The organism is Brevibacillus agri, from assembly GCF_004117055.1.
Lineage (GTDB): Bacteria > Bacillota > Bacilli > Brevibacillales > Brevibacillaceae > Brevibacillus > Brevibacillus agri.
Window position 1 is genome coordinate 1,848,518 of the sequence record NZ_CP026363.1, and the last position, 23,821, is coordinate 1,872,338.

A 23,821-nucleotide genomic window follows, 5' to 3' on the forward strand; every position below is an offset into this window, starting at 1 on the left:
CTCGAAGTAAGGTGAACTATGAACCCGTACACATTAGATGATTCATTACTACAGCAATTCAAACAAGCTGTCTTCGACCATGATGATTTTTTGATTAACGCCTACTGTGACTTCAACGGAGAAAACCGCTGGAACCTGATCTGTTCTGCAAAAGATTGGCTTAGCGTCAGCGTTAATGGTTTACCGTACATCGACTTGAACCATGAAATTGATGACGTTCGTTCACTAAATGTCGCACAGTTAATAATGACTTACGACATAGTTGTCGAGTCAGTAAAGAAGCTGCTTCAGGTATTCGATCTTGAGCATCTGTTAAAAGGTGACAACTCCATCTTTAACAAGCCTGTACCAGATGACAGGTATTTTAAGCAGATACGAGCTTGTTTCGCAGCACATCCGGTAGATTTTGATAGCACTGATGGGGTAAAAGTCAAGGTAAAGGGCAGCAACCAAAAGCCAGAGAGGTATCTCGCTTCTTGGTCTAGCGATGTTGGGGGTAATGCCGATTATTCGGTTTATCTCTACAGCAATAAGCCAGGGTCAGATCCTATCCCCTTCTTGATGAACTTTGCTCAGATCCACGCTTATACAGCTTACAGCACCACAAGAGTTCAATGAACAAGAGCAGGAAGCCATAGCACCGTACCTGCGATTATTGAAACCTCTGGTCGAAGAAATATACCAACGTTGCAAACCATGCGGTATGTGTCAACGCCGACTTTATTTTGACCCACCATCGCTGGTTTAGAACTGACCCACCCGGCGATTTTTTGTTGGTTAGGTAGTAGATTCGGAGAATTTATCAGCCGCCCACACCATGATCGTATTGAATGATTGGAGGTTTTATTGTGATTACTTTTCCATCTGCAATATGGACGTTAATACCGAATCCTAAACCCAATACCAAGCATAATGATAATACAAACCCTTTTACAAATTTCTTCATGTTTTCTCGCTCCTTTCGTCTACAACACTTTGAAAGATCTTTTTCTGTTCATCCGATGCATGTTGAAGATGTGACCAAAACATACCAATACAGCTTTTGAAATAATCAAAGTCCTTGGATGCAGTAGTTAAAATAAGGCACCGTAAAGTTTCATCCAAGCCCTCTGAATACTTCCCTTTTTTAAACAAGTATACCGCTAAATGGTATCTGAAGTGAAGATGATGAATTTTATCAATAACCCCCTTAGCATTTCTAAATCCTTCTATATCTTCTGAAAATCGCTCTAATACTGATTCAACTGGAAAACCAAACTCATTGGCAGACTTGATTATCGTTACCAGACCGGGAAGTATCTCCTTTGGATTTTCGGAAAGGAACTCAAGGTAATCTGACAGAACCTCCGTGTTTCCCATAGACATAGACAAAGTGTATGAGTTAGCTAAAGCCCATAATCGAAGCTTATCAACTTCTGCTTCGCTTTCTTGATCGCGAATTTCAAACCAGCTTAAATCAGCATAGCCATTCGTGTAAATCTTTGATTCTTCATACTTGCCCATATTTTTCAGTGCTACAGCTTTTAAAAGATAACCCTGTCCATAGTACAGAATCAAAGGACGCTCTGTTTTTGGTAATTCACTAGGCTTGTTGTTTTTTCGTCTACGAAGCTCATCTTCATAGACAATTGTTGCTAATTCCCTTAATTCATCAGCGTATTTCCCGACGTCTTCCCACCTGCGCAGGGTGTAACAAATCTTTGCCAGGTGCAATAGCGCATCAAGCTGATGGTTTTCAGGCAACCGCCTTCTATATGGTTCAAAGCGGATAACAGCCTTAAACTTTTCTTCAGAGTTCATCCCTTCGGCAGCTCGGAACAGTCGATACTGGCTCATCACAAAGTGATTAGCATAGCTATCCTTTTCGTTATCGATTACGAGCAGATAAAAAGGGATTGACTCCTTCAGTTTCCCTTTTTCAGAAAGCTGCTCGGCTACTGAAAAAAGGATTCTGATATTTTTAGGATTCTCCAGCAGCTTTGAGGCAGTCTCGCTAATACAATCCTGTCGGCCGAGTTCAGCACAGCGAGCCAGATACGGGATAACACGTGGACGGGAAAATTTGTCCTCTGTTATACATTCTTCCGGATACAGTTCGTATAACCATCCTGGCTCGTGCCCAAACGCAATGGCCAGTTGATCCAGTTGGCATATCGTCATGGGACGAGGAGGATTACCATTGAGAATCGTGCTGAGCGTCCCTGAATTAATGCCGGTTAATTCGCTGAGCTTACTAATTGTAAACCCTGTCAGTTTCAAATTCCTTTCGATCTCTGATCGCAATGACGGCTGGACCATTACCCCCATAAGTAACACTCCTCAAATACATGAATTACTGATTTCCTTCTGCCAATTTCTTTGCTCGATAGAAAACGTTATGTACTTAAACTATATATTATATTACTGCGATATCCAGTAAAAGTAAATAAAAGGTTATTTATGGTAAATAAGAAGAGAAGTTATGATGCAGGAAATAAAGGAACCTCTGAAAGTTTCGGAGATCCTGGGCACTACTCGAGCCACGATTGTATACATGTATTGCAAAAAACCCCCCATTTGCCCAAGGGATGCGGCATAATAAAAGTAACTGTCGCCGCGGGCGGGCAGCGAGCACCATTTCAGCCCCGAGAGCGGCGATCATCACGTAACGAGGAAGGAGAACGAGCATGAGACAGGAAGCGTTTTCCATTGATCTGGGAGAAGGATTGACACTGCGAGGAAACATACATACGGAGGAAGCAGCCGGGTCTGCGCAGCCGCTGCTTTTGTTTTGCCACGGCTTCAAAGGCTTCAAGGACTGGGGCAGCTTTCCGTACGTAGCGGATGAGTTGGCGAAACGAGGCATTGCGACGATTCGCTTCAATTTCAGTTGCAACGGCGTCGGGGAGAGCCTGACCGAGTTTGATGAGCTGGAAAAATTCGGGCGCAACACGTATGCCCGCGAGCTTGCCGACCTGCACGCACTGGTCGAGCGGATCGTGTCTGGCGAGCTTTCTTTGCCCGCCTGCGTGGACAAAACGAAGCTGTACGTGCTTGGACACAGCAAAGGCGGCGGAGATGCCATCCTGTTTGGCGCGAACAATCCGCATGTGACAGGCATCGTGACGTGGAACGGCATCGGCGACGTCAACCTGTTCGACGCAGCGCTGCGCAAACAAATCGAGGAAAATGGCGTCGGGTACATAGCGAATGCGCGCACCGGACAAAACATGCCGATTACGCGCGTCGTCATTGACGATGTCGACCAGAACCGGGACGAGTATGACATTTTGGCCAAAGTAGCGACTATGGAAAAGCCGCTGTGCATCATTAGCGGAGAAAAAGATTTTGTCCGTCTGGTAGAGGCTGCCAAAAGAATCCACCAGGCTGCGAAAAACAGCGAGCTGCACTGGATCGAAGGCGGCGACCATACATTTAACGCGCGTCATCCATTTGCGGGCACTTCGGCTCCGTTAGAGGAAGCGATCAAGCAGACGGCAGCTTTTGTCCTCGCCCCGCGGACATAGAAAAAGCCGCGATTTTCCTGCGTTTTCAATCCATTTAGGCTATGATATACTGGGTAACGTCTAAAGATTAAAATGATGTGATTATTCAGAAAAAAATCAGGAATAGGTGGAGAAGAAACATGAACAGCAAGGTGTATCTGTATGATACAACCCTGCGAGATGGGACGCAGGGAGAGGGGATCAGCCTGTCGGTGGAAGACAAGATAAAGATCGCACTGCGGCTGGATCAGTTCGGCATTGATTTTATCGAAGGCGGCTGGCCGGGGAGCAATCCAAAGGACATGGCGTTTTTTGAACGCATCCGCGAGGTTCCGCTCCAGCATGCCAAGGTGACCGCTTTCGGCAGCACCTGTCGACCGAATGTGGCGGCATCCGCGGACGACAACCTGCAAGCCCTGATCGCAAGCGGCGTGCAGGCGGCGGCGATCTTCGGGAAGTCCTGGGACTTGCACGTCACAGACGCTTTGAAAACGACACTGGAAGAAAACTTGCGCATGGTCGCCGATTCGGTGGCTTTTCTGAAACATAAAGGCTTGACGACGCTGTTTTTGGCGGAGCATTTTTTCGACGGCTACAAAGCAAACCCGCGCTATGCCCTGCGCGTGCTGGAAGCCGCCGAGGAAGCCGGAGCGGACTGGATCGTCCTCTGCGATACAAATGGCGGAAGCCTGCCGCATGAAGTGTACGAGATCGTCAAGGCGGCTGTCGGTCATCTGCACACGCCGCTCGGCATCCACCCGCACAACGACAGCGGCGTAGCGGTAGCGAACGCGCTGGCGGCGGTGCAAGCCGGAGCCAAGCAAGTACAAGGGACGATCAACGGCATCGGGGAACGCTGTGGAAACGTCAACCTGATTTCTGTCGTGCCCAATCTGCAGCTCAAGCTCGGGTACGAATGCGTGAGCAGCGAGCAGCTTCAGGAGCTGACGCAACTGTCGCGCTACGTGGCGGAGATCGCCAACATGACGCTGCCTAACAATCAGCCGTTTGTCGGGCACAGCGCCTTTGCGCACAAGGGCGGCATCCACGTCAGCGCGGTTCTGCGCGATCCGAAGACGTATGAGCACATCGAGCCGGAAAACATCGGCAACAAGCGCCGCGTGCTCGTCTCCGAGCTGGCCGGCCAAAGCAATCTGCTCGCCAAAATGGAAGAGCTGGAGATTGATTTGTCGCTGGATCGGGAAAAGACCCGCGAGATCATCACGCGCATCAAAGAGCGCGAGTTCCAGGGCTACCAGTACGAGGGCGCGGAGGCTTCGCTCACGCTCATGCTGCTTGCGGCGGCGGGCAAGCTGAAAAATTTGTTCACGCTCGATTCTTTCAAAATTTTGATGGAAAAGGCAGCCGTCCAGTCGATCACGTCCGAGGCGACCGTCAAGCTGCGCGTAAATGGCGAGAGCGTCCATACGGCAGCGGACGGAAACGGCCCTGTCAATGCGCTGGACAACGCCATGCGCAAAGCGCTGGAGAGCTACTACCCCTGTATCGCCAACATGCACCTCGCCGATTACAAGGTGCGTGTCCTGGATGAAAACGGGGCGACGGCAGCCAAGGTCCGCGTCCTGATCGAATCGGCGAGCAACGGCGAAAAGTGGAGCACGGTCGGCGTCTCGACCAACGTGATCGAAGCGAGCTGGGAGGCACTTGCGGACAGTATTCGCTACTTCTTGTGGAAGGAAGGCTGCGAGGAAGCGGGCCATCTGGCTTCTGCGGAAGCGCGGGTTGGGATCGTCAATCATTGACCGTCCTACGGGATGGAAAGCCTTGTTGACCGCGCGCGAGCGGTAGCACGTTAAGCGCGTTTAACGCGTTCCCCCCGTTTACTCGTTAAAAAAAGACCAGCAAAGCTCCGGGGAGCTGCTCTCTTTTTGTCAGCTACATCTGACAGGGGGAGAGCGGCTCGGGTGAGAGCGAGCTGGTCTTTTTGTTTGGCGTTTGCCTGCTCAGTCGGCTGTCTCCGAAGCAGGCCGATCAATCAGTTGGCGCAGCTTCGTTTCCGTCGAGGACTGGGGATCTGGCGTGTAGATGCTGCAACGCAGGTCAGCGCTGCCCTGCACTTGCAGGGAGGTCAGATGGAACTGCATTTTTCCGGCCTTGGCGTGGCGAAATTCAAGCAACACCTCGGGGGCGGAGCTGACGTGGCTCTGCTCCCAGAGCGTTTGGAAATCGGGGTGAACTTTTTTCATTTCAGTCAAAAAATGCGCGTACCATTCGTCCTCGACGTACTGCCCGTAGTACGCCCGGAAAATCGCGAGAAAACCACTGACGAAATGCTCCCAGTTGACGGCGAGCCGCCGCAGCTCTTTTCGCGTGAACAGCAGCCGGATCAGGTTGCGCTCTTCAAAAGGAATTTGCTCGAAGTCGAGAAAGACGTGCGCCGCGGCGTTGTTCCAGCCGACGATGTGCAGTCGCCTGTCGGAGATGATCGTCGGACAGGAGCGCAGCTCGTGCAAAATTCTTTCCAGCGCGGGGCTGATCTGCGGCGGTTCTTCTTTTTGCAGGCTCGTGCCAATGCCCGTCCCGCTTTCCAGCGCCAGCGCGTACAAATATTTGCGCTCGTCGACCGTCAGTTGCAGCGCTTTGGATACGGCGTCCAGCACAGAAGGAGAGACTTTGATGTCCCTGCCTTGCTCCAGCCACGTGTACCAGGTGGAGCTGACGCCCGCCAACTGCGCCACTTCCTCGCGGCGCAACCCGGGTGTCCGGCGGCGGGTGCCAGGGGCGAGGCCGACTGATTGCGGGAGAATTTTGGCGCGCTGCGCTTTTAAAAACGACGAGAGAGCCTGCAGGCGTGTCTGATTGTTCATAGCCGCCTCCTATCCTGGTCTTTTAGCCCAAGCTGTTACTTGTTATACTAGGATAAACAAAAACTTGTAATAGGATAACACGTGCGACAAGATGGTTTCCATAAGGACTTGCAAAGGAGGATAACCATGGAAAAAGTAGTGGTTACAGGGATGGGCGTCATTTCGCCTGTCGGCAGCGACGTACAGCAGTTTTGGAGCAGCTTGACGCAAGGAAAATCAGGCATTTCGCAAATTGATAGATTCGATACATCGCGGTTCAAAACGAAAATCGCCGGACTCGTCCGCGACTTCGATCCGGAGGCTCGCTTCGGGCGCAAAGAGGCGCGGCGCATGGACCGCTTTTGCCAGTTCGCCATCGCGGCTACGGATGAAGCGCTGGAAGACGCGGGGCTTAGGCTGGAAGAGTGCGACCGCGAGCGGGTGGGCGTCTACGTCGGCTCCGGCATCGGCGGCGTGCAGACGCTTCTGGAGCAGCACGACATGCTGCGCAACCGAGGACCGGAGCGGATCAGCCCGACGCTCGTGCCGATGCTGATTTCCAACATTGCGCCAGCCATGATTAGCATCAAGTACGGCATCTACGGCCCGACCATGTCGCCTGTCACAGCCTGCTCGATCGGCAACACGGCGATTGGCGAAGCGTTTCGCCTCATTCGCTCCGGCCGGGCAGATGTCGTCATTGCCGGAGGAACCGAGGCCGCGATCAACGAGGTGTCGCTGGCAAGCTTCAGCAACGCCACGGCCTTGTCCACGCGAAACGACGATCCGACAGCCGCGAGCCGGCCGTTCGACGCGAAGCGGGATGGCTTCGTCATGGCAGAAGGCGCAGGCATCCTCATTCTGGAATCGCTTTCGCATGCGCTGAGACGCGACGCTCGCATTTACGCAGAGGTCATCGGCTACGGCGCCAGCTCGGACGCCTACCACATGGTCGCGACCCATCCGGAAGGCATCGGGCCGTACCGGGCGATGAAGTGGGCGCTGGAAGAAGCAGGCATCCAGCCGGGCGAGGTAGACGTCATCAGCGCCCACGCCACCAGCACCGAAATCGGGGACCGCTCGGAGACGTTGGCGATCAAGCGTTTGTTCGGCGAGCACGCAAAGCGCATCCCGATCACGGCAAACAAGTCGATGACGGGGCATATGTTTGGCGCAGCCGGAGGCGCAGAAGCCATCGCCCTGGTCAAAAGCCTCCAGGAGGGAATCGTGCCGCCGACGATCAACCAAGAGGAGCGCGACCCGGTCTGCGATCTCGACTACGTACCGAACACAGCCCGCCAGATGCCGCTGAACATCGGGATGTCCAACTCCTTTGGCTTTGGCGGCCATAATGCGGTGATTGTTTTGCGGAAGTACGAGGGGTAAGATGGAGTTTTTCGGAACCTTTCCAAGTTGTTTGGGGAGGTTCTTTTTTGTGTCGTGGCAAATTTAAACAAAGAAATCTTAATCCGGTTTCAAAATAGCAAGGAACCGATTGCCCCGTTTTTTGAACTTCAAGGAGTGATTCGTATCGACTTGCGAATTGGTTTAGTGATTGGCAGGAATCTTGATGTGCGGAAAATGAGAGAAAGATTATAGAGCCAGCCTGCTAATCGGGAAAGCCCCAAAACCGAGCACACACCCGAAAGCTGCCGATGTACAAAGAGTGACTGCTTCCATCCCCTCACCCGGAATGCCATCTGGAAAAAGTCTGCAGATTAACGAAGAAACCCAATCCACGAAAACGTAGACGATCAAACCAGAACCGAAAAAGGGGAATCATGCATGGCAAGCGAGCAGCGAGTCAAAGAAACAAACATCCACCGGGCACCGATTCTCGGTGTCATCATTGCTGGCGCGATTGCGGCCCTGCTCAACCAGACGCTTCTCAACGTCGCTCTGCCCAAGCTGATGGAGCAGTTCCACATCACCACCTCGACCGCGCAATGGGTCATCACCATCTACATGCTGGTCAACGGCGTCCTGATCCCTACCACCGCTTTTTTGATGGAAAAATACACGACCAGGCAGTTGTTCATTTCCGCGATGAGCCTCTTTGCCGCGGGAACCCTCGTCTGCGGCATCGCGCCCAGCTTCGCCATCATGCTGCTCGGACGAGTCGTGCAGGCAGCGGGGGCAGGCATCCTCATGCCGCTCATGACCAACGTCATTTTCAACCTGTTCCCCGCAGAGCGCCGCGGCTCGGCTATGGGGATCGTCGGCATCACCATGGTATTTGCCCCGGCGATTGGCCCGACCTTATCCGGCTGGATCGTCGAGCATTACTTCTGGCGCCTGCTGTTTTTCGTCGTGTTGCCGATCGCCCTGATCGTTTTGCTCGTTTCGTTTTTCATCCTGAAAAACGTGACCGCGACAGCCAATCCGAAGCTGGACTTCTGGGGAGTCGTGCTGTCGACAGTCGGCTTCGGCGGGCTGCTGTACGGCTTCAGCACGGCTGGCGGAGCGGGGTGGAGAAGTACCGAGGTCATCCTCATGCTGCTCATCGGCTGTATCAGCCTGGCCGCCTTTGTCTGGCGGCAGTTGTCCATCGACCATGCCATGCTCGAGTTTCGCATTTTCCAGACCCCGGCCTATACGCTGGCCGTGCTCATCAGCCTATTGGTCAACATGTCGCTCTACTCGGGCATGATCTTGCTTCCGGTCTACGTGCAAAACATCCTGCACTTTACTCCTGTGCAGTCAGGTCTGCTGCTTTTGCCGGGGAGCATTCTTATAGGCATCATGTCGCCGATTACGGGCAAGCTGTTTGACAAGTTTGGCGCCAAATGGCTCGCCTGGATCGGGCTTGTCATCACCATCGTCACGACCTACGGCTTTACGAAGCTGAGCCTGTCTACTAGCTACAGCTACCTGGTCACGTTGTACACGGTGCGCATGTTCGGGCTGTCCATGCTGATGATGCCGGTAATGACGTCCGGACTGAATGCGCTGCCGCTGCGGCTGAACCCGCACGGGACCGCCATGTCCAACACGGTCAACGCCATCGGGGGAGCGCTTGGCACGGCGCTGTTTGTCACGATCATGACGACGAAAAGCGCCGCCCACATGGCAGACATTGTACGAAGCCAGCACCTCAATCCGACCGATCTGGCACAGATGGAGCTGGCGACGAAGCAAGGAATCGCCATGGGGACGAACGACGCCTTCTGGATCGCCACGCTGTTTACCGTCATCGCCCTGATTTTGGCGCTGTTTTTGCGCAACAACACGCCACGTCCGGAAAAGGTAACCGCGAAAAAGCGAGTGCCCCAGCTCTCGTAACTAACGCGATTCTTCTGCTGAAAGGCTGCGACGATAGCCTTGGCGAGCGGGTGAGGGTGAAGGGGCGAGGGTGAGCGAGTGAGAGTAAGCGAGAGTGAGTACGAGCGAGTACAACAGTGCGATCCCGACCAAACAAGCAGCTACCAAGATGCGAACCGGACACACCCAGCAAAAAAGCGCCGCTTCCCAAACGGGAGGCGACGCTTCAACCTACTTCATCCGATATGTTCGCTAGGACTGCTTTCGCATTGCACCCAATTCTTCCACGATCGCCGTCATCTCATTGATGCCGAACGCCGTTTTTTTCTGCACCATGTTGTACAAGTACAACAGGTCCTCGTAATGAACAAGGTCAAAATCTTCCGCGCGCATGACGGCCGTGTTCGCCATGTTCAGCTTCGCTTTGATGCCTTCGATCAGCACCGCCAAATTTTCCTGGGTCGCCTCTTTCAAATCTGCCATGGTTGGTCTCCTCTCCAAAAACGCTGCTAGTTATTTGGTAAGCTGCCCACGCGTGACGCCAAGCTGGTTGGTTGCCTTCAGTGTGCGCCATACGTGTGTGCCGCTAACTTCTCCGCGCAGAGCCTGACGGTACAGGCTGATGACTTCGCGCACACGCTCCGGTTCTTCCTCCAAAAACTCGATGCGGTAGCTGCCGACGTGCAGGGAGCGAAACTCGTTCAAATACTCTGCGCCCGACTGGTCGATGGCGTTGTACACCGTGTTGCGGCAGCCGGTGTCCACCCGCACCGGGTGCGAGAAGCCGACGCGATCCTTGAGCGAGATGCGAGAGGTTTCGCACGGGGTTCCGCAGTTGGTGTGGTCGGTTCCCTCACTCATGAACGTGCAGTACACGCAATGCTCGGTATGGAACATCGGCATGTGCTGATGGATGACCAGCTCCATTTTGGCGGCGTTGGAGCGGCCGAGCAGGTCCACCATCTGCTGGATGTTCAAATCGTACGAAGGCGTGACCCGTGTCAGGCCCGCTTCGAGAAACAGCTCGACAGCTTTATGGTTGGCTACGTTCAGGGAGAAATCGCCGATCAGCGGGATGTCGATTTCGTCCTTGCGGGACAGGTAGTAGTAGAGTGCCCCGGTGTTGCGCACGAGAATCGCGTCCGGCTTGCTTTTGGCGATCAGGGCGAGCACGCCGTTTTCGTCCGGCATGTGAATGCGCATCGTCGCGATCCCGATTTTTTTCCCGTACTTGTGCGCCAGCTTGACGCCTTCCGGGTACTGCTTGACGAATTCGAAGTCCGCGTAAAGGAAATCGACGTCCGTCTGCGCCGCCGCCTCCAGTTGCTCAAGCGAGCGGCACAGCGCAGTCAGCATCGGCTTTTCCACTGGCTGTGTGCGAGGCACGTCCGCGTACACGTCTACGTCGCGATGGCGGTAGACAGGCGGCTTGGAGCGCAAATAGACGAGCTGCTCCACGGCCTCCCGGCGCATCCGGTTCAGCTCGCTGACAGGCACGATCAAGTCTCCGTCCAGATCGACAGTCAGGTCGCGAGCGTCCAGATGGAAAATCGTTCCGCCCAGACGGCTTAACTGGTCGTGCAGCAGCTCATGCGTCAACGGGCGCTTCACGGCAGCCTCAAGCGGCTTTTCCGACGGTACGGTCACAGCGTGGTTCGCCTGTTTGTCCACCCAGGTGATGCTGAGCATCTCGCCCAGTTTGCCGCTGACGTGCACGGCGAGCGGGAAAGTGCGGTACGGCTTTTCCGTTTCAAACGTTTTGCGCAGGCGGCGATCCAGCTCAGGGTCGCTCGTTTTCCATACGCGGTCGCCCACGTGGAGCCGCTTCAGGTTGACGTCGTTGCGGCCCATGACGATCTCGTACAAGCCTTTTTCGACTTCGCCCTCGACCTTTTTGCCGCGGGAGAGAATATCGTAGACGCGTCCGCCTTCTTCCTTTTGCGTCGGATCGCCCGCGTCGAACACGATGCCGTCACCGCGCTTGACGGGAGCGGCAATTTCGACGAGCACGCTTGTGCCGAGCAGCTTTTTCACTGTGCCCAAAAACACGCCGCGGCTTTTCGGGAACGAGCCGTCCACGAGTTGCTTGTTGTTCGTTCCTTCCAAAAATCCATGGGTAAAGCCGCGGGAAAAGCTTTGCTGCAGCTCGCGAACCTCGACTTCGGTCGGACCCGTATCCTCTCCGGCAAAGTAGCGCTCGATGGCCGCGTTGTACTTGCTGACCACGTTGGCGACGTACTCCGGCGATTTCAGGCGGCCTTCGATTTTGAACGAAGTCACGCCCGCCTCGATCAGCTCAGGAACGAGGTCAATGGCAGCCAGGTCTTTTGGCGAGAGGACGTACGCGATGTTGCCCATGTCCTTTTGCACGCCGTCGACCATCAGATCGTACGGCAGGCGGCAAGCCTGGGCGCATTCGCCTCGGTTGGCCGAGCGTCCGCCCCACATTTCCGAAGTCAGGCATTGGCCGGAGTAGGACACGCACAGCGCGCCGTGGACGAATACTTCCATCGGCAGCTTCGCTTTTTCCCCGATCTTCTTGATTTCCTTGAGCGAGTTTTCCCGTCCCAGTACGACGCGCTCGATGTTGAATGGCTTCGTAAATTCGACCGCTTCCGGCGAAGTGATCGTCATCTGCGTGGAGCCGTGAATCGGGAAGTCAGGGGAGATTTCGCGAATCAGCTTCACCAGACCGAGGTCCTGGACGATGACCGCGTCCACCCCGGCGTGAATACAGGCGTCAATCAGCTCGCGCGCATCCTCCAGCTCGTTCTCGAACACAAGAATATTAAAGGTAAGAAACCCTTTTACACCGTACATATGCAAATAAGCCATTATCTCAGGCAGTTCAGCCATGTGGAAGTTCTCCGCGCGTGCGCGGGCGTTGAACTTTTCCACCCCGAAAAAGACGGCGTTGGCACCATTCGCGACAGCGGCCTTCAAACAGTCCCAGTTGCCGGCAGGAGCCAACAGCTCAATATCTTCTCGCTTTATTCCATTTCGCATGTGAATGTCATTACCTCCAAGGTCTATAAAACAAGCTCTTCTTCATCATAGGGAAATGTCTTTGCTCCCGCAACAAAAACCTCCACTTCTCCAAATGTTGAAAATTGTCGCTTCCAGAAAGTGTGAATATGATGGTGTTATGTAAGAACTTCAGCGGCAAAGCGAAGCCGGAGGAGATCGGCGTGAAGGCGACGGATGACAAGACGCTGGTTGTCCAATTGGAAAATCCGACTCCCTTTTTCCTGGAGTTGACGGCTTTCTACAGCTATTTCCCGGTCAACGCGAAGGTCGCGGCCGCGCACCCCGACTGGGCCAAGGATGCGGGGCCGAACTACACCTCGAACGGGCCGTTCAAGCTCGCTGCCTGGGAGCATAAAAACAAGCTCGTGCTGGAAAAAAACGAGCATTACTGGGATGCGGACACAGTCAAGCTGACGAAAATCGAAATGAACATCATCAACGATGCCAACACGGAGCTGTCGATGCTGGAAAACGGCGATCTGGACTGGGCGGGCGCCCCGACCGGAAACTTGCCGCTCGACGCGATGCAGACGCTGAAAGAAAAGGGCCTGCTGGAAATTACCCCGAAAGCCGGAACGTACTGGTACGAATTTAACACAGAGCAAAAACCGTTCAATAATAAGCAAATTCGCCAAGCGTTCGCGTATGCGATCAGCCGCCAGGACATCGTGGACAACGTGACACAGGGCGGAGAGCTGGTGGCGACGGCGGTCGTGCCGCCGACCATGTTTGCGGAGAACGGACAAGGCTTGTTCAAGGACAACGATGTGGAAAAAGCGAAGCAGCTTCTGGCAGAAGGCATGAAGGAAGAAGGTTATGCCAGCGTCGACAAGCTGCCGCCGATCACGCTTTCCTGCAATACAGAGGAAGCGCAGGCGAAGATCGCGCAAGCCGTGCAGGACATGTGGCAAAAAAATCTCGGGGTACAGGTGAAGCTGGAAAACCAGGAGTGGAACGTGTACTACGAAAACGTGAAAAACGGCAAGTTCCAGGTAGCGCGCATGGGCTGGACGGGCGACTTCAACGACCCGATCAACTTCCTGGAAATTTTCCGCACGAAAGAAGGCAACAACCATACGAGATGGGAGAGCAAGGCATACGCCGACCTGCTCGCCCAGTCCTCCAAGGAAAAGGACGCCGCCAAGCGCAAGGCGATCTTGCAAGAGGCTGAAAAGCTGTTGGTCGACGAAATGCCGGTGATCCCGTTCTACTTCAAATCGACGGTGTACGCCAAAAATCCGCGCCTGAAGGACGTCGTCATTTCCGGCCTGGGCCATGCCCAATACAAATGGGCGTACTTTGAATAGGCGGGAAAACAAACTCGAAGGGCTGGTCGCTTGGATTAATCCACGACCAGCCCTTCGAATACGATCGAAACCTTCTCTTCCATAATCTCTTCCAACGCCCATGCGCCTTCGCTGCGCACCCAGTCGTACAGAGCGTTGTAGTAAATGTTTTCCAGCATGTTCGCCGCTACGAGCGGATTGAACTTGGTCTTGAGCTGCTGTTTTTCCTGCGCTTCCTCGATCAGATCGGCGAACAGTTGCCGCAGCTCGAAGTACATGTTCTTTTCGTTTTCCAGCACTTTGCGATGCTTCATTGACGATTCCACGACGACCTTGATGAAGTCGAAGTTCGTGATCGTCACCTCGTTCATGATCTTGTAAATTCGCAAGACCTTGGACTTGCAATCGTCCCCGTAATCCCATTCCTGGCGGCGCTCTTCGATTTCATGAAGCCGCTCGTATCCCCAGTTCGCGAGGATCGCTTCCTTTGACGTGAAATGCAGAAAAATGGTGCCGCGCGCGACGTCTGCTTCTTCCGAGATCATGTCGATGGTCGTGGCTTCAAAGCCGTGCAGCTTGAACAGCTTGATCGCGGCATTGAATATTTTTTCGCGAGTTTCCCGCTTTTTTCGCTCCCGTCTCGTCGTCAAAAAGGTAGTACCTCCTCTGCTTCGTTTGCTTGATTATAACATAACAGTTACTTACAAAAGAATTTTCCGTACATTTCCCGTGAAAAAGGGCAAAAAAAGGGATAGACTTCTCGGGACGTCGAATGTATATTTATATACTATAATGAATAAATATTAAATCATACCGAGCCGTAAGAGCATGGGGTGGAGGAGTGTAAAATGAGCGTTGTAAAAGCGCTGACAGTACGTCAGGCAATGATGAAGGACGTCGATGCCATGTTGGAGATCATTAATGAATATGCACAACAGGGATTGATGCTGCCGCGTACGAAACTTTCTGTCTGTGAAAATTTGCAGTCATTTATCGTCGCTCATGATGGAGATACAGTGGTGGGAGTTGCCGGACTGCATATTTTGTGGGAGGATTTGGCCGAAATTCGCTCGCTGGCGATTGCGGAAAAAGCAAAGGGCATGGGCGTGGGCAAGCATCTCGTTCTCCATCTGGTAGAGCAGTGCCGCAACCTGGGAATCAAGCGGGTGCTTGCGTTGACTTATCAAAAAGCTTTTTTTGAAAAATGCGGATTCTGGATCGTCGCGAAGGAAACGTTGCCGCAAAAGGTGTGGAAAGACTGCATCAACTGTTCCAAACTGCCGATGTGCGACGAGATCGCGATGATTTTTGAGACAGCCTGATATTTTGATACATTTGGTATAGCCTTCCTTTTTTCATTTCTGGTACTATATTCGTAACAATAATAAAAATATAGAGAATATTGAATCAGAAATGAACGTTCAAAATTGGGGGGCTTTCCATGAAGCTGGGCGCGCGCGTATTGATTGTGCTCTTAGTCGCGAGTATTGTACCGTTAACGGCGGCAGGTGTGTTTGCTTATCAGGAGACTAAACAGGAATTGCTGGACGGCAGTGCGGCCAAGCTGGAGGCATTGCGGCTCAGCAACAAGGAGCAGGTGGAGAATTACTTTCGCGAGCGCACCAGAAACGTCGATACGCTGGCCGCCTCGGGAACAGTGATCTCTGCCCTTTCTGTCTTTCAGGAACTGTGGCAGGAGGGAAGGGAATCCGCTGCCTACAAAGAGGCAGAGATGACCTACGCCAAGGAACTGAAGATGGAGGCCGCGCGCTACGGCTTTTCCAACGCCTACTTGCTCAATGAAACAGGCGAAATCGTCTACGAGACGAAGCCGCAGTCTGACTTCGGCACCAATTTGCTGACGGGGCCGCACGCCAACTCTGTGCTGGGGCAAACCGTCCAGCAGGTCGTGAAGGGCCAGAGTGCGGAAGTGTCTGACCTCGGCAGGTACGAGCCGTCAGGAAATGTGCCGGGTGTGTACATTGCGGCTCCGATTTATGAAAAAGGCTTCATGATGGGGCAACTCGCCGTCGAAGTGCCGCTCGATTACATTTCCCGCCTGCTGAATCAGCGCGAGGGGCTGGGCGAGACGGGAAAAATATATCTCGTCGGGCCGGACAAGCTGATGCGTTCGCAACTGGGCAGCGGCCAGGAGACGATTTTGCAGCAAGCAGTCGACACGCCGATCATCGAGCGAGTTTTCCAGGCCGAAGGGTTTGCAGGGACAGAGCAGAGCGTCGATTTTCGCGGGCAGCCTGTGCTCGTCTCGTTTGACCAGATAAAAGTCGCGAAGCATACGTGGGCGATCCTGGCCGAGATCGACATGACGGAAATTTTGGCCGGGCCCAACCGGATTCAAACCGCGATGATCGTCTTTAACGGCGTCGTCCTGCTTCTGATCGTTGCGATCTCGCTCTACACCGCGGGGTGGCTGCGGCGCTCCTTTAGCGGGATGCTGCACGTGGCGGAACGGATCGGACATGGCGACTTCACCACCGCCGTTCCCGACAAGCTGCTGAAGCGCAAGGACGAGCTGGGCGAGCTGGCCCGCTCGCTGTCCACGATGCAAAAGCAACTGCACGGCATTCTCGTGCAGGTCGGGCAAGCCGCCGCTTCCGTGGCGCATGCGGTGCGGGAAATTCACGGCAACACGAATGAAATCGCCGCGTCCAGCCAGCAAATTGTCCAGGTCGTCGATCAGGTGGCGGCGTCGAGCGAAAGCCAGATGGAAAAAATGGGCCAGACGCTCAATCTGGCGGTAGATCTGACGAACGATGTCGCTGGCGTCACCGAAAATGTGCGGCAGGTCAGCCTGTCCTCAACCGAGATGAAGCAGCACGCAGAGGAAGGCAGGGAGGCCGTGACGGCGGTCATAATCAGCATGGAGGAAATCAATCGCTCCGTAGCGGCTGCCACTGAGGTGATTCACGTGCTGGAGCAGCGGTCGCAAGATATTTCGCGGATTATTTCCGTCATTACCGAGATTGCCAGACAGACCAATCTGCTCGCGCTGAATGCGGCGATCGAGGCGGCGCGCGCCGGGGAGCATGGAAAAGGCTTCGCGGTCGTGGCCGGGGAGGTGCGCAAGCTGTCAGAAGGCACGAATGAAGCGGCGCAGCAAATTGTGCGGATGATTAACGACGTGCAAAACGACACGATGATCGTCGTAGCGAAAATGGCAGAGGGGGCCGAGACGACCGCTCACGGGATGAAAACGGCCCGCCAATCGGGGGAAATGTTCCAGCGGATCGAGCAAAATATTTTGCGCGTCTCGGCCGAGATCAACCGGGTCAGCGAAGCTTTTGCACGGATGGCGCCAGATGCCCAGCAGGTCGTAGTCGTGGCCAAGGAAGTTTCGGCAGCGTCTGTTCAGGCGACGGCTGGCGTGCAGAGCATTTCCGCAGCGGTAGAAGAGCAGAGCGCAGCCATGGAGCTGATCGCCCAATCCGCCGATCAACTGGCGAAGCTGGCTGACGAGTTGCGCGGGTCGCTCGCCGCCTTTGTGCTCAAGTAAGCGGGTCAGACATAGCGAGTGGGAGGGGCCGGGAAATGTTCGTTTTCCCGGCTCTTTTTGCATTTTGGAAGGATATCTCACACAAAATGTTGAATGATAAGGACGATGGAGAGTTTCGGGCCGGAGGGACGTAAGCGTGCACAAACTAGATTGGGAACTTTATTTGCTGCCGTTCGAGCAAGCTGTAGAAGAGATCAAAGTCAAAATCAAAAATATCCGCAACGAGCTGCGCAAGCGCAAGGAGCATTCTCCCATTGAGTTTGCCGTCGGACGGGTGAAATCAATACCGAGCATCTACAACAAGGCGAACCGCCTGCAATTTCCGATTGATGAAAATATATGCTGGGAGATCAGAGACATCGCGGGTGTTCGCGTCATCTGCCAGTTTATTGACGATATACCCGCCGTAGTGGAGATGATCCGCAAGCGCGGCGACATGCGCGTCTATTTGGAAAAAGACTACGTTTCCACGCCAAAAGAGAGCGGCTACCGCGGCTATCACCTGGCTGTCGAATACCCGATCATGATGGCGGGCGGTCAGGTGACGATTCCGGTGGAAATCCAGATTCGTACACTCGGCATGAACTTTTGGGCGACGATTGAACACTCGCTGAATTACAAATACGAAGGAATCATTCCGTCGAACATTCGCCAGCGCCTGTTCGAAGCCGCCAAGGCATCGTACAAGCTGGACAGCGAAATGAACAACATCCGCGACGAGATCAAGGAAGCACAGGCCGAGTTCACGAAAAAAGAAGTGCCGATGGAATCGCTGCTTTCCCTGGTAGAGCTGGATTTGGACGTCGACGCAGGACTGATGGACGGCAGCCATAACGAAAGGAACGAAAACGAAGATGACGACCATTAATTGGCTAGAGGAAACAAACAAGCTCAAGGACGAGCTGATTGCCACCACCCAGGAGTTTTTGCGGATCAAAAGCGTGCTCGATCCGGCTACCGCTCGCGAGGGAGCGCCGTTTGGCGAAGGCATCCGCGCCGCGCTGGACTTTGCCTTGAACGTCTGCGAAAAGGCCGGGATGACGACAAAAGATGTGCGCGGCTATGCCGCTCATGCCGAGTTCGGGCAAGGAAAAGAGCTGGTCGGCATTTTGAGCCACGTCGACGTCGTGCCGGAGGGAGACGGCTGGAGCACGCCGCCGTACGCGGCCGAGATCGTGGACGGCAAGCTGGTGGCGCGCGGAGCGATTGACGACAAAGGGCCGACGATGGCGGCGATTTTTGCAGCCAAAGTGGTCATGAACCTGGGACTGCCGCTCTCCAAGCGCGTGCGCTTTATTTTCGGAACGGACGAAGAGTCGAGCTGGCAATGCGTCAAGACGTACTTTGAAACCGAGGAAATGCCGACGATGGGCTTTACGCCTGACGCCGATTTCCCGCTGATTTATGCGGAAAAAGGTCTGACCGACCTGACCTTGCACCAGACGTACGCCGCGTTCCAACAGCTCGGCAAGCCTGTAGCGGAGCAGGCGGAAGCCAAGCTTGTGTCATTGCAGGCGGGCTTGCGGATGAACATGGTGCCGGACAAAGCGGTGGCGACACTCACGCCGCTTTCCGTGGACAGCCAGACGATTATCGACCGCTACCGCAAGCACCTGGAGCAGACAGGCTTGAAAGGGCTGGCGGAAGAAAAGGACGGTTCGGTCGTCTTGCACATGGAGGGCGTCTCCGTACACGGAATGGACCCGAAAAAAGGCGTCAACGCGGGCACGGAGCTGATTCACTTCCTGCGGACGCTCGCTCTCGACGCGCGCGCAGCCGTGTACGCAGAGGCGGCAGACCGCTACCTGCACAAGCAGCACGGCGGGGAAGCGCTCGGAATCGCGCATGACGACGAGGAGATGGGCGCGCTTACGCTGAACACGGGCGTACTGGAATACGCAGCGGAAGGGGACGCGCTGTTCCGCCTGAACATTCGCTACCCGCACTCCATTTCGTTTGCAAAATGGTCGGCGATCCTCGCTGAGCGCTTTGGCGAGGCCGCGTTCGAACTGGAAGTCGTGGAGCATCTGACGCCGCATCGCGTCGATCCGAACCATCCGCTGGTGACTACGCTGCAACGGGTGTACACCGAGCAGACAGGCGAAGAGGCAGGCATCATCGCCATCGGCGGCGCCACCTACGGCCGTTCGCTGGATGTGGGCGTGGCGTTCGGGCCGCTGTTCCCGGGGCGTCCGGACAGTGCCCATCAGCGGGACGAGTACATTTTGGTCGACGATCTCGTCAAGGCGACCGCGATTTACGCGCAGGCGATTTACGAGTTGGCCAAATAAACAGCACAGGTAGGCAGAGGATGCGGCGTAAGGCTTGTGTCCTCTGCTTTTTTTTGTGCGGATCGGAATGGACAAGGTTCTGCTCAGTATGACGGCAGCGAAGGCTTCGCCAATGGCTTGGCGCAGCCTGTTTTTCTCATTTTGCAAAACAAAACGCTTTACAATTTGTGGGAGCAGACGCTATAATCCGAATAACGATTGATCGGTTAATCATTCATGGAAAAAGGAGCTTTGCTACATGCCGCTTTCTGATGCACAGGTGCAAAAAATGAAGCAAAAGCGGGAAACGATTCTGGAACAAGCGATCCAGATGTTTGCCGAGCACGGCTACAATGACACGACGATCGCCAAAGTCGCAAAGGCGTCCGGTGTCAGCTTTGGCAGCGTGTTTACGTATTTTGAAAACAAAGACCAGCTTTTTTACGCGGCGGTCGTGGAGCCGCTGCGAGTGTATGCAAAAGAGCTGCTCGACTTTGACTCGAATGCGGAGGACACTGTCGCGGAGCTGCGAAAGATGGTGACGGCGCACATCAAAATCTTTTCCAGCTTCGAGACGTATTTGCGGCTCGTCGTGCAAGTCATCGGCTACCATAACCGCTTTGCCGAGCCGTTTGCGGAGCTGGATGCGTTTCACAACACGTTTCGGGGAAAAATCGGCGAGCTGGTGAAAAAGGGCCAGGAGCAGGGCCAACTGCAAGTCCGGGACGCCAATTACGCGGCGACTGCTTACACCAGCTTGCTGATCGGTTTGCGGGTCAATCTCACCGATTCGCCGGACAGCCAGATGTGGGAAAAGTTCGTGCCGTTTGCGATGCAGCTTTTTGGACCGAAAGGCGAGTAAAGCTGCGTTCTTTTTGTTCAAAAAACGATTGATTAATCAATCATAAATGTAAAGGGGAGCTTTCCGTGAAAATTTTGGCGTTTGATCGAACGATCCAAATCCGGATGGTCTTGCAGTTTTTGACGAATCTGGCGGTCATGTCTGTTACGCCGTACTTGATTATCTTTTTTTCCGGCCAACTGGGAACGGTCGTAACCGGACTGATGTTCGTCGCAGTCATGACAGCGAGCATCATCGGCTCGTTTGTCGGCGGGTACGTGGCGGACAGGATCGGGCGAAAAAAGGTGATTGTCGTCTGCGAAGCGCTCATTATGGTTGGCTTCAGCGCAGTCGCGCTCGTGAACTCGCCGTGGCTCCAGCTTCCGTATGCGACGTTTGCCCTGTTTGTGCTCATTCAGCTTTGTACGGGTGCGGCAGGGCCGGTTTATCAGGCGCTTATTATCGACGTCAGCGAGCCTGCGAGCCGGCGCTCGATTTTTACCGCGATGTACTGGATCAATAACTTGGCCGGGGCTGCTGGCTGCATGATCGGAGTCTTTTTGTTCAAGGAGCATCATTTTTGGCTATTCGTCGGTGTGGCGGGCAGCACGGCCATCGCGTTGGCGATCACGATGTTGTTCATCCAGGAAACGTACATCCCGGCAACGCACGGAGGCAAAGAGCAAGCGGCAGCCCCGTCAGGCAAAAAGCAACGGTTCGGCCAGATGCTCGGGGCGTACCGAAGCGTTTTCCGGCAAAAGTGGTTTATGCGCTTCGCCCTCGCCAGCCTGCTCATTTTGTCCATCGAGGAACAATTGACGAATGTCATCGGCATTCGCCTGGTGGCGGAAATACCAAAGCCGGTTCCGCTCCTGCCGTTTCTGTCGCTGCAAGTAGACGGCCTGAACATTCTCGGAATGCTGCGGTCGGAAAATACTTTGCTTGTTGTTTGCCTGACCGGGCTTGTCGCCAGCGTGATGAAAAAATACAGCGATCGCTTTGCCCTGCTGTGGGGCCTGGCGCTTTTTTTCGCGGGCTATCTCGTCATCAGCTACAGCGCTTCTCCGGGCCTGCTGCTCTTCGCGATGCTTGTCGCAACGGTCGGGGAGCTGGTGCACATGCCAGCCAAGCAGACGATGCTCGCGAACATGGTGCCAGATCACGCCCGCAGCACGTACATGGCGGTGTACTCGCTGCTCAACATCGTTGGAATCGGCAGCGCCGGCGTGTTTATTTTCGCAAGCTCCTGGGTGCCGTTCGCGTTCTTCCCAGTCGCATTTGCCTGCATGGGCGCGGTCAGCCTTTACCTGTTTGCGGGGGTTACGAAGCAACTCGCGAAGGAAACGGGTTCTCCGGCGGCTCCGATTCAGACCGGAGCTTAGAGCTAGCTGGTGGCGGTCAGGAAAGGGCCGCCGCCCGCTTTTTCCCCGGATGGCTCACCGTGTCAGTTGCCTGATCCCGGGAAAAATAGAAACAGGATCAAACGGTTTGGTTGTATTTTTGATTCGACTCCTTTAGTATAGGTAGGATAGGATTTCGCAAGGGCTGCAACCTGACCGGGTTGATACCGCAAGTGACGGTGCCCGATTTTTTCCACCCGCTGTCCATGCAGGCCAGGGTGCGCGAAAACGGAAGACCGCGTGTGAAAGGAAGTGGATATGATGGCAAAATCGTTTGCGTCTTTTGGCTTTCGACCGGAGCTGATGCAAGGGATTCAAGACCTGTACTATAAAGATCCGACCCCGATCCAGGAGGAAGCGATTCCGCTGATTCTGGAAGGGAAAGACGTGATTGGACAAGCGCAGACCGGAACGGGGAAAACAGCGGCGTTCATGCTGCCGATCCTGAACCGTCTGGATGCGGGCAAACGCGACATTCAAGCGCTGATTCTCACCCCGACGCGCGAGCTGTCCATTCAGATCGCCAAAGAAGTGGAAAAGCTGGGCAAGCACCTCGATGTGAACGTGCTGTCTCTGCACGGCGGAACGGATATCGACAGACAGTTGAGCAAGCTGAAATCGACTGTACACATCGTCGTGGGAACACCGGGACGCGTGCTGGATCACATGAAGCGCGGCTCGCTGCACTTCGGGCGGATTTCCACGCTCGTGCTGGACGAGGCGGACAAGATGATGGAGATGGGCTTTTTGGAGGACGTGGAGCAAGTGATCGTCCATACGCCTTCCCAGCGTCAAGTGCTGCTGTTTTCTGCGACCATGCCGGATTTGGTAAAGCGGCTGGCGCATCGCTTCATGAAGCAGCCGCCGCACATCAAGATCGAGGGCAAGCAAAAGACTGTGGAGAAAATCGAGCAGTTTTACTACGTAGTCAACCAAAGCGACAAGACGGATGCGCTCGTGGACGTATTGGAGCAGGAGCAGCCGTTTTTGACCATCGTTTTCGCCAATACGCAAGTGCGCGTGCAGCAGCTCACGGCTCGCCTGCAGGAAAACGGACTTACGGCGCAAGCGCTGTACGGGGACTTGTCGCAGAGCAAGCGCGAGCAACTGATGCGACAGTTCCGCGAAATGCGCTTCCAGTACCTGGTGGCGACGGATATCGCGGCGCGCGGGCTGGACGTCGAGGGCGTCACGCACGTCATCAACTACGATTTGCCGAATGACGTGGAGAGCTACATTCACCGCGTGGGCCGGACAGGGCGCGCCGGACAGAGCGGAAAAGCGATCTCGCTCATTTCCCCGCGCCAGAAAAACTTGATGGGCCGCTTCGCCAAAGCGACGAAGGCGTCGATTGAAGAGCGGATTCTGGAGCCTGGCCGCCACCTGGATGCAGGCCGTCGCCAGCGCGCCCAGGAGCGCGAGGCGCACTTCATCGAGCTGCGCGCCCAACAGGCAAAAGAGCAGCAAAAAGAAAAAGACAAAGAGTTCGCTCCTGTTCGCGAAGCATTGAAGAAAAAAGCCAAGGTGAAGCCGGGCTACAAAAAGAAGCTGGCGCGCGAGCTGGATGAGCTTCAGGCGCGATACGAGAAAAACCGCAAAAAGGCGGAAGCGATCGCGGCCCGCAAAGCAGGCAAAACCGTGAAGCCCGCCGACGCCAAAAAAGCGGGCAGAGGCGGAGCAAGCCGCTCTGCCAAAGGGGCAAGGCCGTTCCGCCAAGATTCGGGCAAGTCGCGCGGATAATCAACAGAAGAGAAAACGAAAAAGAGGTCCAGATTCGCTTCGTGCGGTCTGGACCTTTTTGCGTTTAGGGGAAGGTGGGTGTTATGAGAATTATTTGAATCATAAAGGAAAGTGAAGAAAAATTAATTCTGATAAAACATATCGGAATTATGTTGATTATATATTTCTCATCCAGTAGACTCAAACCTAA

General features: G+C 54.5%; 18 protein-coding genes and 1 pseudogene. 13 read left to right on the forward strand and 6 right to left on the reverse strand.

The annotated features are described in order from the left end of the window. Positions 1–18: 18 nt before the first annotated feature. Entirely contained in the window at positions 19–618 is a 600-nt protein-coding gene (locus tag BA6348_RS09240; RefSeq protein ID WP_025847384.1) for a hypothetical protein, read from the forward strand. 184 nt (positions 619–802) lie between these two features. Here BA6348_RS09240 and BA6348_RS26585 read toward each other — a convergent pair whose 3' ends face one another. After that, the gene (locus BA6348_RS26585; protein ID WP_155808637.1) at positions 803–946 is read right to left on the reverse strand and encodes a hypothetical protein; all 144 of its coding nucleotides are present in this window, start codon (positions 944–946) and stop codon (positions 803–805) included. Next, on the reverse strand, positions 943–2,307 hold the full coding sequence (locus BA6348_RS09245) for a helix-turn-helix domain-containing protein (RefSeq protein WP_122953301.1): 1,365 nt from the start codon (positions 2,305–2,307) through the stop codon (positions 943–945). Before BA6348_RS09245 ends, BA6348_RS26585 begins: the two co-directional genes overlap by 4 nt. A 359-nt stretch (positions 2,308–2,666) precedes the next feature. Here BA6348_RS09245 and BA6348_RS09250 point away from each other — a divergent pair, with 359 nt between their 5' ends. Beyond that, positions 2,667–3,506 carry an alpha/beta hydrolase gene (locus tag BA6348_RS09250; RefSeq protein WP_005831614.1) on the forward strand — a complete coding sequence of 280 codons (840 nt, stop codon included), beginning with the start codon at positions 2,667–2,669 and terminating at the stop codon, positions 3,504–3,506. A gap of 119 nt (positions 3,507–3,625) precedes the next feature. Then, positions 3,626–5,248: a citramalate synthase gene (gene cimA, locus BA6348_RS09255; protein WP_005831611.1), complete on the forward strand. Its 1,623-nt coding sequence runs from the start codon at positions 3,626–3,628 to the stop codon at positions 5,246–5,248. Between the two features lie 201 nt (positions 5,249–5,449). Here the strand turns inward: cimA and BA6348_RS09260 are convergent, their stop codons facing one another. Further along, a complete protein-coding gene (locus BA6348_RS09260) occupies positions 5,450–6,313 on the reverse strand; it encodes a helix-turn-helix transcriptional regulator (RefSeq protein WP_005831609.1) in 864 nt (287 codons plus the stop codon). 126 nt (positions 6,314–6,439) lie between these two features. Here BA6348_RS09260 and fabF point away from each other — a divergent pair, with 126 nt between their 5' ends. Continuing rightward, the gene (gene fabF, locus BA6348_RS09265) at positions 6,440–7,678 is read left to right on the forward strand and encodes a beta-ketoacyl-ACP synthase II (protein WP_007780944.1); all 1,239 of its coding nucleotides are present in this window, start codon (positions 6,440–6,442) and stop codon (positions 7,676–7,678) included. A gap of 399 nt (positions 7,679–8,077) precedes the next feature. Beyond that, positions 8,078–9,574: a DHA2 family efflux MFS transporter permease subunit gene (locus BA6348_RS09270; protein WP_122953300.1), complete on the forward strand. Its 1,497-nt coding sequence runs from the start codon at positions 8,078–8,080 to the stop codon at positions 9,572–9,574. 231 nt (positions 9,575–9,805) lie between these two features. Here BA6348_RS09270 and BA6348_RS09275 read toward each other — a convergent pair whose 3' ends face one another. Both BA6348_RS09275 and BA6348_RS09280 read right to left on the reverse strand, forming a co-directional pair. Next, entirely contained in the window at positions 9,806–10,036 is a 231-nt protein-coding gene (locus BA6348_RS09275) for a DUF1128 domain-containing protein (protein WP_005831605.1), read from the reverse strand. Between the two features lie 30 nt (positions 10,037–10,066). Further along, on the reverse strand, positions 10,067–12,559 hold the full coding sequence (locus BA6348_RS09280) for a U32 family peptidase (protein ID WP_005831603.1): 2,493 nt from the start codon (positions 12,557–12,559) through the stop codon (positions 10,067–10,069). 149 nt (positions 12,560–12,708) lie between these two features. Between BA6348_RS09280 and BA6348_RS09285 the strand changes: the two are divergent. Further along, a pseudogene (locus BA6348_RS09285) lies at positions 12,709–13,887 on the forward strand (peptide ABC transporter substrate-binding protein); the annotation flags it as partial. A 35-nt stretch (positions 13,888–13,922) separates the two neighbouring features. Here the strand turns inward: BA6348_RS09285 and BA6348_RS09290 are convergent. Next, positions 13,923–14,516: a TetR/AcrR family transcriptional regulator gene (locus tag BA6348_RS09290; protein WP_005831599.1), complete on the reverse strand. Its 594-nt coding sequence runs from the start codon at positions 14,514–14,516 to the stop codon at positions 13,923–13,925. A gap of 198 nt (positions 14,517–14,714) precedes the next feature. On the opposite strand from BA6348_RS09290, the gene BA6348_RS09295 reads away from it, so the two are divergent. The 7 genes from BA6348_RS09295 to BA6348_RS09325 all read left to right on the forward strand — a co-directional run bounded on the left by BA6348_RS09295 (position 14,715) and on the right by BA6348_RS09325 (position 23,631). Continuing rightward, positions 14,715–15,188 (forward strand): N-acetyltransferase, encoded by a 474-nt coding sequence (locus tag BA6348_RS09295; protein ID WP_005831597.1) that lies wholly within the window; start codon positions 14,715–14,717, stop codon positions 15,186–15,188. A gap of 119 nt (positions 15,189–15,307) precedes the next feature. Next, positions 15,308–17,380 carry a methyl-accepting chemotaxis protein gene (locus BA6348_RS09300; RefSeq protein ID WP_005831595.1) on the forward strand — a complete coding sequence of 691 codons (2,073 nt, stop codon included), beginning with the start codon at positions 15,308–15,310 and terminating at the stop codon, positions 17,378–17,380. A gap of 136 nt (positions 17,381–17,516) precedes the next feature. Beyond that, positions 17,517–18,248 (forward strand): GTP pyrophosphokinase, encoded by a 732-nt coding sequence (locus BA6348_RS09305; RefSeq protein WP_005831593.1) that lies wholly within the window; start codon positions 17,517–17,519, stop codon positions 18,246–18,248. After that, positions 18,235–19,671, forward strand: coding sequence for a dipeptidase PepV (pepV, locus tag BA6348_RS09310; protein WP_122953299.1), 1,437 nt, complete (start codon positions 18,235–18,237; stop codon positions 19,669–19,671). The genes BA6348_RS09305 and pepV overlap by 14 nt, the downstream gene beginning before the upstream one ends. Before the next feature lie 238 nt (positions 19,672–19,909). Further along, positions 19,910–20,512 carry a TetR/AcrR family transcriptional regulator gene (locus BA6348_RS09315; protein ID WP_122953298.1) on the forward strand — a complete coding sequence of 201 codons (603 nt, stop codon included), beginning with the start codon at positions 19,910–19,912 and terminating at the stop codon, positions 20,510–20,512. A 65-nt stretch (positions 20,513–20,577) separates the two neighbouring features. Further along, entirely contained in the window at positions 20,578–21,873 is a 1,296-nt protein-coding gene (locus BA6348_RS09320; RefSeq protein WP_122953297.1) for an MFS transporter, read from the forward strand. Between the two features lie 279 nt (positions 21,874–22,152). Continuing rightward, entirely contained in the window at positions 22,153–23,631 is a 1,479-nt protein-coding gene (locus BA6348_RS09325) for a DEAD/DEAH box helicase (RefSeq protein WP_122953296.1), read from the forward strand. Positions 23,632–23,821: the final 190 nt, after the last annotated feature.

What these genes read in the sequence shown, in the direction of transcription:
- BA6348_RS09240 (WP_025847384.1), top strand. Translation starts at nt 19, where the DNA reads ATGAACCCGTACACATTAGATGATTCATTACTACAGCAATTCAAACAA.
- BA6348_RS26585 (WP_155808637.1), bottom strand. Translation starts at nt 946, where the DNA reads ATGAAGAAATTTGTAAAAGGGTTTGTATTATCATTATGCTTGGTATTG.
- BA6348_RS09245 (WP_122953301.1), bottom strand. Translation starts at nt 2,307, where the DNA reads ATGGGGGTAATGGTCCAGCCGTCATTGCGATCAGAGATCGAAAGGAAT.
- BA6348_RS09250 (WP_005831614.1), top strand. Translation starts at nt 2,667, where the DNA reads ATGAGACAGGAAGCGTTTTCCATTGATCTGGGAGAAGGATTGACACTG.
- cimA (WP_005831611.1), top strand. Translation starts at nt 3,626, where the DNA reads ATGAACAGCAAGGTGTATCTGTATGATACAACCCTGCGAGATGGGACG.
- BA6348_RS09260 (WP_005831609.1), bottom strand. Translation starts at nt 6,313, where the DNA reads ATGAACAATCAGACACGCCTGCAGGCTCTCTCGTCGTTTTTAAAAGCG.
- fabF (WP_007780944.1), top strand. Translation starts at nt 6,440, where the DNA reads ATGGAAAAAGTAGTGGTTACAGGGATGGGCGTCATTTCGCCTGTCGGC.
- BA6348_RS09270 (WP_122953300.1), top strand. Translation starts at nt 8,078, where the DNA reads ATGGCAAGCGAGCAGCGAGTCAAAGAAACAAACATCCACCGGGCACCG.
- BA6348_RS09275 (WP_005831605.1), bottom strand. Translation starts at nt 10,036, where the DNA reads ATGGCAGATTTGAAAGAGGCGACCCAGGAAAATTTGGCGGTGCTGATC.
- BA6348_RS09280 (WP_005831603.1), bottom strand. Translation starts at nt 12,559, where the DNA reads ATGCGAAATGGAATAAAGCGAGAAGATATTGAGCTGTTGGCTCCTGCC.
- BA6348_RS09295 (WP_005831597.1), top strand. Translation starts at nt 14,715, where the DNA reads ATGAGCGTTGTAAAAGCGCTGACAGTACGTCAGGCAATGATGAAGGAC.
- BA6348_RS09300 (WP_005831595.1), top strand. Translation starts at nt 15,308, where the DNA reads ATGAAGCTGGGCGCGCGCGTATTGATTGTGCTCTTAGTCGCGAGTATT.
- pepV (WP_122953299.1), top strand. Translation starts at nt 18,235, where the DNA reads ATGACGACCATTAATTGGCTAGAGGAAACAAACAAGCTCAAGGACGAG.
- BA6348_RS09315 (WP_122953298.1), top strand. Translation starts at nt 19,910, where the DNA reads ATGCCGCTTTCTGATGCACAGGTGCAAAAAATGAAGCAAAAGCGGGAA.
- BA6348_RS09325 (WP_122953296.1), top strand. Translation starts at nt 22,153, where the DNA reads ATGGCAAAATCGTTTGCGTCTTTTGGCTTTCGACCGGAGCTGATGCAA.